The organism is Shuttleworthella satelles DSM 14600, assembly GCF_000160115.1.
GTDB lineage: Bacteria > Bacillota > Clostridia > Lachnospirales > Lachnospiraceae > Shuttleworthia > Shuttleworthia satelles.
This window is the reverse complement of record NZ_GG665866.1, coordinates 1,476,705-1,486,865: the sequence shown is the minus strand read 5'-3', so window position 1 is coordinate 1,486,865 and position 10,161 is coordinate 1,476,705. Positions and strand designations below refer to the sequence as shown.

At 50.1% G+C, this 10,161-nt stretch carries 8 protein-coding genes (1 of these 8 cut by a window edge); 1 reads left to right on the top strand and 7 read right to left on the bottom strand.

What is annotated here, in order from left to right; genetic code table 11:
* From GCWU000342_RS06765 to dnaA, 7 genes are all read right to left on the bottom strand, one after another.
* A protein-coding gene (locus GCWU000342_RS06765; RefSeq protein ID WP_006906613.1) for a fumarate hydratase crosses the window boundary here: on the bottom strand, positions 1-450 show its 5' portion. It extends 384 nt beyond the left edge of the window; only the first 450 of its 834 coding nucleotides appear in the window; the start codon lies at positions 448-450; the stop codon falls past the left edge of the window.
* A gap of 193 nt (positions 451-643) precedes the next feature.
* Positions 644-3,283, bottom strand: a complete 2,640-nt coding sequence (gyrA, locus tag GCWU000342_RS06760; RefSeq protein ID WP_045000797.1) for a DNA gyrase subunit A — start codon at positions 3,281-3,283, stop codon at positions 644-646.
* Between the two features lie 20 nt (positions 3,284-3,303).
* Positions 3,304-5,232 carry a DNA topoisomerase (ATP-hydrolyzing) subunit B gene (gyrB, locus tag GCWU000342_RS06755; protein WP_006906611.1) on the bottom strand — a complete coding sequence of 643 codons (1,929 nt, stop codon included), beginning with the start codon at positions 5,230-5,232 and terminating at the stop codon, positions 3,304-3,306.
* The gene (gene recF, locus GCWU000342_RS06750; RefSeq protein ID WP_006906610.1) at positions 5,233-6,330 is read right to left on the bottom strand and encodes a DNA replication/repair protein RecF; all 1,098 of its coding nucleotides are present in this window, start codon (positions 6,328-6,330) and stop codon (positions 5,233-5,235) included.
* Positions 6,330-6,545 carry an RNA-binding S4 domain-containing protein gene (locus GCWU000342_RS06745; RefSeq protein WP_006906609.1) on the bottom strand — a complete coding sequence of 72 codons (216 nt, stop codon included), beginning with the start codon at positions 6,543-6,545 and terminating at the stop codon, positions 6,330-6,332. Before GCWU000342_RS06745 ends, recF begins: the two co-directional genes overlap by 1 nt.
* A gap of 60 nt (positions 6,546-6,605) precedes the next feature.
* Positions 6,606-7,712, bottom strand: a complete 1,107-nt coding sequence (dnaN, locus tag GCWU000342_RS06740; RefSeq protein WP_006906608.1) for a DNA polymerase III subunit beta — start codon at positions 7,710-7,712, stop codon at positions 6,606-6,608.
* A gap of 333 nt (positions 7,713-8,045) precedes the next feature.
* Complete coding sequence (dnaA, locus tag GCWU000342_RS06735; protein WP_006906607.1) at positions 8,046-9,416, bottom strand: chromosomal replication initiator protein DnaA; 1,371 nt, start codon at positions 9,414-9,416, stop codon at positions 8,046-8,048.
* A 539-nt stretch (positions 9,417-9,955) separates the two neighbouring features.
* Between dnaA and rpmH the strand changes: the two genes are divergently transcribed.
* A complete protein-coding gene (gene rpmH, locus GCWU000342_RS06730) occupies positions 9,956-10,099 on the top strand; it encodes a 50S ribosomal protein L34 (RefSeq protein ID WP_045000426.1) in 144 nt (47 codons plus the stop codon).
* The last annotated feature ends 62 nt before the right edge of the window (positions 10,100-10,161 follow it).

Here is a 10,161-nt window from a genome sequence, read left to right as displayed (position 1 = left end):
GCTCATGTTCTCAGACCCGAAACCCTTTGGGGCAAGCGTAATTTTAACCTGATCTCCCGGGACCAGCTTTACATAGAGGACCGCCGGTGTATTATCCCTTAAAATGGGATCTCTCACAACCGACTTGCGCAGGTATCCTTCCCTATATCCCCTCCGAACACCTTCGTTGACTGCCTCTCTTAAATCCCCGTCGATCAGATGTACATCCTGTCCGACCTCCAGAAAGACCACCGCCATGCCGGTATCCTGGCAGATGGGAATTTGCTCCTGACCCGCAATTTCAAGATTCTCCTCCATCTGTTCCAGGACCTTTTTGCCCAGAGGGGAGATCTCCTCTTTCCCTGCCCAGGCAAGTCCCTTCTGCATATCCGAACTGAGACTGATATTGGCTTCTATGCACATTTGACAAATATTCCGGCTGATCTGATGAACTGGTATTTCCCTGATCATAAGCACTCCATAGCTGCTGCGACAACATCGACCTTCACAGGCCTATTTTACAACGATTCTATCAAATGTCTTTTCCTGTAGAAGGCTCTCTCATCCATCATTCTATTATCATAAACTATGAAATTTACATCTTCGAGCATTCTCTAAACAAAAGGGAGAGCAAAAGACCTGCTTCTGCTCTCCTTCGCCTTCTTTATTCTTCCTCTTCAGAATCATCTTCCCGCGCGCTCTGATCTTCTTCTGCTCTGACCAGAAGATCCTCCAGGGAATGATCCGCATCCGCCGATTCCTGATTTTCTCTCGCCTGATCGCTGTCGACTGGCAAGCCATCTCCCATACTCTCAGAGGTATCCTCATCCTCTAAGGGGAGATCCTCCCTCTGTACAACGGAAATGCTTGCCACCTCGTCGTCTCCCTTGAGATCAATCAGCTTGACCCCGGACGTAATCCGGCCTAAGAGGGCTGTATCCGCGATATTAATCCGGATGATGGTGCCGGCCCGATTAATCAGCATGAGCTGGTTGTCCTTATCGACTGACTTAACGCCGACCAGATCTCCGGTCTTCTCGGTGATCTTATAGCACTTCACGCCTTTGCCACCCCTGTGATGCGAGGGGAACTCCTCTGTCAGCGTACATTTTCCAAGACCCCGCTGAGATACCAGTACCAGGGATTCTCCCTGGCTGGCCAACTGCATGGCGATAACGCAGTCCTGGTCGGACAGATTGATTCCGATCACACCCATGGTACTTCTTCCCGTGCCTCTGACATCCGACTCATGGAAGCGGACGCACTGGCCGAAGCGGGTGAAAAGCATGACTTCGTCTGTGTCGTCGGTCAGCTTGACCTCAATCAGACGGTCCTCATCGCGCAGGTTGATAGCGGCCAGACCGGACTTGCGGATATTCTCATATTCCCTGAGTCTGGTCTTTTTGACGATTCCCCTCTGGGTCGCCATGAAGAGATACTTATCCTCGTCCTCCCCCGGAACAACGGGAATCATAGATGTAATGGTCTCATCCGGCATCAGCTGCAGGAGGTTGACAATCGCCGTTCCCCGGGCAGTCCTGGAGGCCTCCGGTATCTCGTAGGCCTTGAGACGATAGACTCTTCCCTTGTTGGTAAAGAAATACAGGAAATTGTGAGACCTGGTCTGAATCAACTCCACTATGTAGTCATCCTTGATGGTCTCCATTCCCTTGATTCCCTTGCCCCCGCGGTGCTGGGCCCGGAAATTGTCAGCGGACATGCGCTTGATATAGCCAAACTTGGTGAAGGTGATGATGGGATGCGTAACCGGAATCAGGTCCTCAGCGCTGATATCATCATCGTCAAAACCGATCTGTGTGCGGCGGTCATCACCGTACTTGTCGGCGATCTCCTGCATTTCCTCCTTCACCACGGTCAGAAGCTTCTTATGGTCGGCCAGAATTCCCTTAAAATAGGCTATTTTCTCCATCAGTTCCCTGTGCTCCGCCTCCAGCTTCTCCCGTTCCAAACCTGTCAGGGCGCGAAGACGCATATCAACGATAGCCTGGGCCTGGGCCTCGGACAGGGCAAACCGCCCCATCAGCTGTTCTTTTGCAATAGCGACGGATTTCGAGGACCGGATGATTTTGATGACCTCGTCGATATTGTCCAGGGCCGTCAGCAGACCCTGTAAGATATGGTCTCTCTCCTGGGCCTTGTTTAAATCAAACCTGGTCCGACGGGTAACTACATCCTCCTGGTGGAGAATGTAGTGATCCAAAACCTCCTTTAAGGACATAATCCTGGGCTGATTGCCGACCAGAGCCAGCATGATAACCCCGTAGGAATCCTGCAGCTGGGTCTGCTTATAGAGCTTATTGAGCATGACATTGGGATTGATATCCTTGCGAAGCTCGATCACAACCCGCATTCCCTCGCGGGATGTCTCGTCCCGAAGGGCGGTGATCCCGTCCAGGCGCTTGTCCTTGACCATGTCGGCGATCTTCTCGATCATGCGGGCCTTGTTGACCCCATAGGGGATCTCAGACACAATGATCCGGTGTTTGCCGTTGTCCATCGGCTCAATATCGGCTACCGCGCGAACCTTGATCTTTCCCCTGCCGGTCCGATAGGCCTCCTCAATGCCGGCCCTGCCGAGGATGATGCCCCCGGTGGGAAAATCCGGTCCCTTGACGATTCCCAGGATCTCGGAAATGTCCGTGCTCCGGTCCTCTTCCACCCGATTGTCAATGATCTTGACGCAGGCGGCAATGACTTCCCTCAAATTGTGGGGGGGAATATTGGTCGCCATACCGACCGCGATGCCGGTTGTCCCGTTGACCAGGAGATTCGGAAGGCGGGCAGGCAGTACGACCGGCTCCTTCTCCGTCTCATCAAAGTTGGGAATAAAGTCCACGGTGTCCTTGTTGATATCCGCCATCATGGCCATGGATATCTTGGACAGACGGGCCTCTGTGTACCGCATGGCCGCGGCCCCGTCGCCGTCAATCGATCCGAAGTTACCATGTCCGTCCACTAAGATATTGCGCATGGACCAGGGCTGGGCCATATTGACCAGGGCTCCGTAAATGGAGGAATCCCCGTGCGGGTGATATTTACCCATGGTATCGCCGACAATACGGGCGCATTTTCGATGCGGCTTATCAGGTGTGTTATTCAGCTCGATCATGGAGTAGAGAACACGCCTCTGCACCGGTTTTAACCCGTCCCTGACATCGGGAAGCGCTCTGGCCGCAATGACGGACATGGCGTAGTCGATGTAAGAGGTCTCCATCGTTGATTTCAGGTCGACCTCCTGAATCGTATCAGATCGGACGGTCTGGTCGAAGATATCATCTCCCATTTCTGCCATTGTATTCCTCCTTACTGAATATCCAGGGTCGCGTACTTCGCGTTCTCCTCAATGAACTCACGGCGGGGCTCGACTTCCTCACCCATGAGGGTAGAGAAGGTCAGATTAATCTCCGCCTCATCATCGTCAATCACCTGCACCCTCTTTAAAATACGGGTATCCGGATCCATGGTCGTCTCCCAGAGCTGCTGTGCGTCCATCTCTCCCAATCCCTTATAGCGCTGAATCTTAATCGAATTGTCCCTGCCGATCCGATTCAGAATATTGTTCTGCTCTTCATCGGAATAGGCATACCACTCCTTGCGATTCTTCTCAATCTTGTAGAGGGGAGGGGTTGCCAGATAGACATTACCCTGGCGGATCAACTCCGGCATAAAGCGGTAGAGGAAGGTCAGCATCAGCGTCGCAATATGAGCTCCGTCCACATCCGCATCGGTCATAATAATGATCTTGTGATAGCGGAGCTTTTCAATGTCGAATTCATCGTGAATTCCTGTCCCGAATGCCGTAATCATGGCCTTGATCTCCGCGTTGCCGTAGATCCGGTCTTCCCTGGCCTTCTCGACATTCAAAATCTTACCCCTCAAGGGAAGGATCGCCTGGGTTCTGCGGTTTCTGGCCTCCTTGGCGGAGCCTCCCGCAGAATCTCCCTCGACAATAAAAATCTCGCACTCGGCAGGATCCTTAGAAGAGCAGTCGGCCAGCTTACCGGGCAGAGCCGCCCCGTCCAGAGGAGATTTGCGCCTGGTCAAATCGCGGGCCTTTCTCGCGGCTTCCCTGGCCCTCTGCGCCAGCTGGGACTTCTCCACAATCAGACGGGCCGCCTGTGGATTCTGCTCCAGAAAATAGGTCAACTGCTCGGTCACGACAGCCTGTACCGCGCCCCTAGCCTCAGAATTGCCCAGCTTTTGCTTGGTCTGTCCCTCAAACTGGGGATCCTCAATCTTGATACTGATCACCGATGTCAGCCCCTCGCGGATATCATCGCTGTCAAGCTTCTCCGTATCCTTGATCAGTTTGTTCTCGTGGGCATAGGAGTTGAATACATTGGTCACCGCCGCCTTAAAGCCGGTGACCTGGGTGCCTCCCTCCGGCGTAATAATATTGTTGACGAAGGAATAGCAGGCCTCCTTATAGGCGTCGTTGTGCTGCATGGCAACCTCGACGTAGACCCCGTTGCTGGTTCCCTCACAGTAAATGACGTCCCGATAAAGGGGCTTGTCCCCGCGGTTCAGATAGCTGACGAACTCCTTGATCCCGCCCTCGTAGTAAAAGGAGTCCTCGCGGACCTCTTCTTCTCTCTCATCTCGCAGAGAAATCCGCAGGCCCTTGGTCAAGAAGGCAGTCTCTCTCAATCTCCTCCGCAAGACGCCGTAATCGAATTCGGTCGTCTCAAAAATCCTGTCATCCGGAAGAAAGGTGACCTTGGTTCCCGTCTCCGAGGGATCACAGGATCCGACCACCTTGAGAGAACCCATCGTCTTCCCTCTCTCATAGCGCTGCCGCCAGATTTTTCCGTCGCGGCGAATCTCGACCTCCAGCCAGAGAGAAAGCGCGTTGACCACAGAGGCTCCCACCCCGTGCAAGCCGCCGGAAACCTTATATCCGCCGCCGCCGAATTTGCCGCCCGCATGAAGAATGGTAAATACGACTTCCACTGCCGGAATACCGGCCTTGTGATTAATTCCGGTGGGTATGCCCCGCCCATCATCGACCACAGTCACCGAGTTTCCCCTGTTAATCGTGACGCGGATGTGATGACAGTAGCCTGCCAGGGCCTCATCCACAGAGTTATCCACAATTTCATAGACCAGATGATGAAGACCCTGGGCCGAAGTGGAGCCGATATACATACCGGGTCTCTTTCGAACTGCCTCAAGCCCTTCCAGAATCTGGATCTGATCTGCTCCGTATTCCTGCTGTGCCATTTCTTCCTCCATTCAATTCGCAATCTTCTCTCGAAGAAATGCCTGCCCGTTCGAAATCTCATAGACCCGGTGGACAGAGAATTTATTTTTCACAAACTCATCCAAGCCGGTACAGCTGATGATGGTCTGTATATCATTGATCGACTCCAGAAGATAATTCTGCCGATTTGAATCCAACTCGGAGAGAACATCGTCTAAGAGCAGGATGGGCTTTTCCCCTCTTTTGGCCTCCATCATTTGAATCTCGGCCAGCTTCAGAGAGAGGGCGCAGGTCCTCTGCTGCCCTTGAGACCCAAACCTGCGGATATCGACGGAAGCAATCGAGAGTTTCAGATCATCCCGGTGAGGACCGACCGTCGTCGTTCCCATCCGCATATCCCTGTCCCTAGCGCGAAAGAGCTCATCCTCAAAGAAGGTATCGTCGATATTCGGCTCATAGGCAAGCAGCAGGTCTTCGATCCCCCCTGAGAGTTTTCGGTGGATTTCCCGGACAATCGGAATCAAATCTGCAATAAATTCCCGCCTGCGGGCGATTAGCCTCTTGCCATAGCTGACCAATTGCCCATCCCAGACATCCAGAGTTTCTCTCAGTTCAGGATGATCAAGAATTCCCTTGAGAAGACTGTTGCGCTGATTGAGCGCTTTGTTGTAATTGCTCAAATCCGACAGATAGATTCGGTCAATTTGAGACAGCTCCGCGTTGATAAAATGCCTGCGCTCCACCGGACCGTTTTTTACGATGTTCAAGTCCTCCGGCGAAAAGAAAATGATCCCCAGAAGCCCGAAGAGGTCGCTCGCCTTTTTGACCGGCACGCCGTTGATGGCAATTCCCTTGCTCTTGGCCTGGCGGATATGAATATCGATGCAGTAGGACAGATCATTCTTGCGCACATTTGTGCGGATATGCGCTTCCTCTTGTCCAAAACGAATCAACTCCCGATCCCTGGCGGTTCGATGGGATCTGCTGGTTCCGCTGAGATAGATGGACTCTAAGATATTTGTCTTTCCCTGGGCGTTATCTCCAAAGAGGATGTTTGTCCCCCTGTCAAACTCCATCTCAAGCGACCTGTAATTCCTGTAATTGGACAGTTCAATTGACTGGATATACATCACTTGACAACCACAAAGGTCCGGCCCTCAAAGGTTACCTGATCTCCCTCATAAAGCTTGCGGCCACGCCTGCTGTCGACCTGACCGTTCACTTGAACCTGACCGTCCTGAATGAGAAACTTGGCGTCCAGTCCTGAACTGACAATGCCGGCCTTCTTCATCATCTGACCTAATTTGATAAAGTCTTCACCCTCGCGAAGAGCAACTTCCTGCATTTTTACTCCTTACTCTCCTGTTCCGCCATCGCCATCATTTTTCCTGTCACCAATACATACTCAGGCCGCGTTAAAGTTCACGGGCAGAATCAAATAGAGGAACTTATTATCATCATCCTTGATAAAACAGGGAGCCTTTGGATTTACCATATAAATCGTGATCTCCTCGTCGTCGATATTTCGCAGGGCGTCTATGAAAAATTTGGGGTTAAATCCGATCAGAATATCTCTGCCCTCTTTGTCAATGGCTATATTCTCATTCATGGAACCGATGAAGGACTGGATGTTAAGCTCCATATTTCCATCCGTCACATTCATAATGATCGGCTTCTTATCTCCCGGATTGACCAGCAGGGTAGCGCGGTCGATACACTCGAGCAGTTCTCTCTTGGAAATACGGATTTTCGTCTCATAATCAGAGGAGAGCATCTGCTCGATTTTGAAGTACTCTCCGTCAATCAGACGCGATACCACAGTTGTCTGACCGAACTCGAAGATGATGTGATTCTCTGTGATGTATATCATCACATTCTCCTCATAGGATCCCGGAATGATCTTGGATATCTCGTTTAACGTCTTGCCGGGAACAACCACCTTATAATCCGGACACTCGGATTTAAGTTCAATATTGCGGATGGAAATACGGTGTCCGTCCAGAGATACGACTCTCATGCGGCTGCCGTGAATTTCAAAGAGCTCTCCGGCCATAAGCTTGTTGTTTTCATTGTCGGCAATCGAGAAGATGGTCTGACGGATAACCTCCTTCAGCGTAAACTCAGAGATCACCACCGGCTCATTTCTGGGAATGACAGGAAGGTAGGCAAAGTTCTCACCATCCATCCCATTGATATTAAAGTTAGCCTTCTCGCATGAAATATTGGCCTGAAAGGATTCGCCCGTTGTAATCACTACCTGACTGTCCGGCAGCTTCTTTACAATATTGGAAAAAATGGAGGCGTCGAGAGCGATAATCCCCCTCTCCTCGATCCTTCCATCAATGATTGTCTCGATTCCAATTTCCATGTCATTGGCCATTAGCTTGATCTGATTTGCAGAGGCATCAATTAGGATGCACTGGAGAATCGGCATCGTTGTTCTGGTGGGAACCGCCTTCGTGACGATATTGACTCCCTTGACCAGCTCTGCTTGGGAACATGTGATCTTCATAAAAAACTCCTTTCCTGGCGACGATGAATACAGTGAATAAGTCTTTTTTCTGAATTGTCGCTTTTATATATATAATTAAAAAATTAAGTATTCATAATAGGGGCTGTGGATATGTGACTATGTCGCGCATTCCCTATTTTAAAGGCAATGGAGAGGATCTGCTCCTGTGGACAGACCGGGGATCCAAATCGGAATAAATCGAAGTTTCTGTGGATGGACCAGAAGAAAATAGGTTTAGTCCATTTCCTTCCACAGAAGTGTTTGTGTTTTACACACAATTTCTGTGGACAGGTTGCCTGTTTACGGCGATCGAATCTTCGCGCAGTGAGAGAATCAACTGGGATTCAGCTTCTTACGGATGGCGTCAATCTGCTTGTGGAGCTCCTCATCGGAATTATATTCATCAGCGATCTTGTTGGCGCCGTGGATAATGGTAGAGTGGTCTCGTCCTCCCAGAAGAGAACCGATCGCCTCCAGAGGAGAGGAAGTCATGTCCTTACAGAGGTACATGGCAATCTGTCTGGGCTTGGCCACAGCCGAAGACCGGTTCTTGGAGATCATCTGGTCAACAGAGATCTGATAGTGTTCAGAGACCATTTCGATAATCAGCTGAGGAGTGATCTCCCGGGGGGTATCCGGGGAGATGATATTCTGCAGCTCCCGACTGGCAATCTCCATTGTAATTGTCGTTTTCTCCAGGTTGGAGTAGGCGATCAGCTTGTTGAGGGCTCCCTCCAGCTCACGGATGTTTGATTTGATATTGGAAGCAATGTAATCCAGAATCTCATCGGGCAGGGAAAAACGATCCATCTCGCAGCGTCTTCGCAGAATGGCCATACGGGTCTCATAGTCGGGAGAGCCGACATCAGCCATCAGGCCCCATTCAAAGCGGGAGCGAATCCGGGTATCCAAGGTCTCCATTTCCTTGGGAGGTCGATCCGAGGTCAGAACGATCTGCTTGCCGGCGGAATGCAGGGCGTTGAAGGTGTGGAAGAATTCCTCCTGCGTGGACTCCTTGCCTATGATGAACTGAATATCGTCGATCAGGAGAATATCCACCGTCCGGTACTTGTCACGGAAACGGGACATTGAACCGGAGGAGTTATTGCGGATGGACTCGATGACTTCATTCAGAAAATCCTCGGAAGTGACATAGAGAACCTTCTTGGAAGGACTGTCCTGTAGAATAAAATTGCCGATGGCATGCATGAGATGGGTCTTGCCAAGCCCGGGACCTCCGTAAATAAAGAGGGGGTTGTAGGCCTGTCCCGGAGATTCCGCAACGGCCAGAGAAGCTGTCTGCGCAAAGCGGTTATTGGCCCCGACAACGAAGGTATCGAAGGTATAGCGGGGGTTGAGGTGTGAGGAGAGAAAATTCTCACGATCCGCCAGACGGTGTCCCTGGCTGACAACGTCACTGGGCTTTAAGTTCGTTGCCTGCCCCGGAAGAATAAACTGTAAGTGATATTCCTTTCCGGTGATCTCCGCAATTGTGACCTTGAGGGGAAGCTCATATTTCTTGCTGATGTAGTTCAGACTCATCTGGTTGGATTCGTCTGTTGGAAAGAGAATGACCAGAGTATCCTTCTGAACAGAGAAAATCTCCAGGGGGGCCAGCCAGGTTTTGAAAGAAATGTCTGTGATATTGTATTCTTGTTTTACTGTTTTAAGAATGTGTGCCCATTTCTTGGTCAACAGATCCATTTGGTCTTACCCCACTTCTTCGATTCCATCAGAGAATCATATATCCTTACAGAGGATGGATAGAATTCATCCGATATAACCTATTATAATAGGAAGAAACTGATTCAATTCTTTATTTTTCCCTGTAACGGATCCTCATAAAAGGTCTGGCAGATCCTTATCAAAGATCCTGGTTGATCCAGGGCATACTACCTAGTTATTCTACTCTAAAACGGCTCATTTTTCAATGAAATGACAGTTTTGGGTAAAAAATAGAAGAAAAGGAAAAAACAGGCCATATGAGCTTATTTGGCCCGTCAGAAGAAGAAAAAAAGAATGGAAATAACGTTAAACTTATCCACAGTATTGATTCCGAAGGATATGCACTTATCAACAGAAGTTTCTTCATCTTCCTGTGGGGTTTTGCGGGTCTTTAGCGATGAAGCTCTGTTGATCCACTGTGGAAACAACAGGAAATCCACTTTTTCTTGACATTTTGAGGAAAGGCCCTTATATTTGTAATGATGTTTTATCATATTTTGAGTGAAGGAGGTGTCTGAATGCATAAGGGTAAGATGACATTCCAGCCGAAGACCAGACAGAGAGCGAAAGTTCATGGTTTCCGTCAGAGAATGAGCACTGCAGGCGGACGTAAGGTTCTCGCAGCAAGAAGAGCTAAGGGTAGAAAGTCGCTTTCAGCTTGATCATAGATCAATATATGTTATGAATGCAGGACCACATCTTCATGTGGTCTTTTCTACTTTAT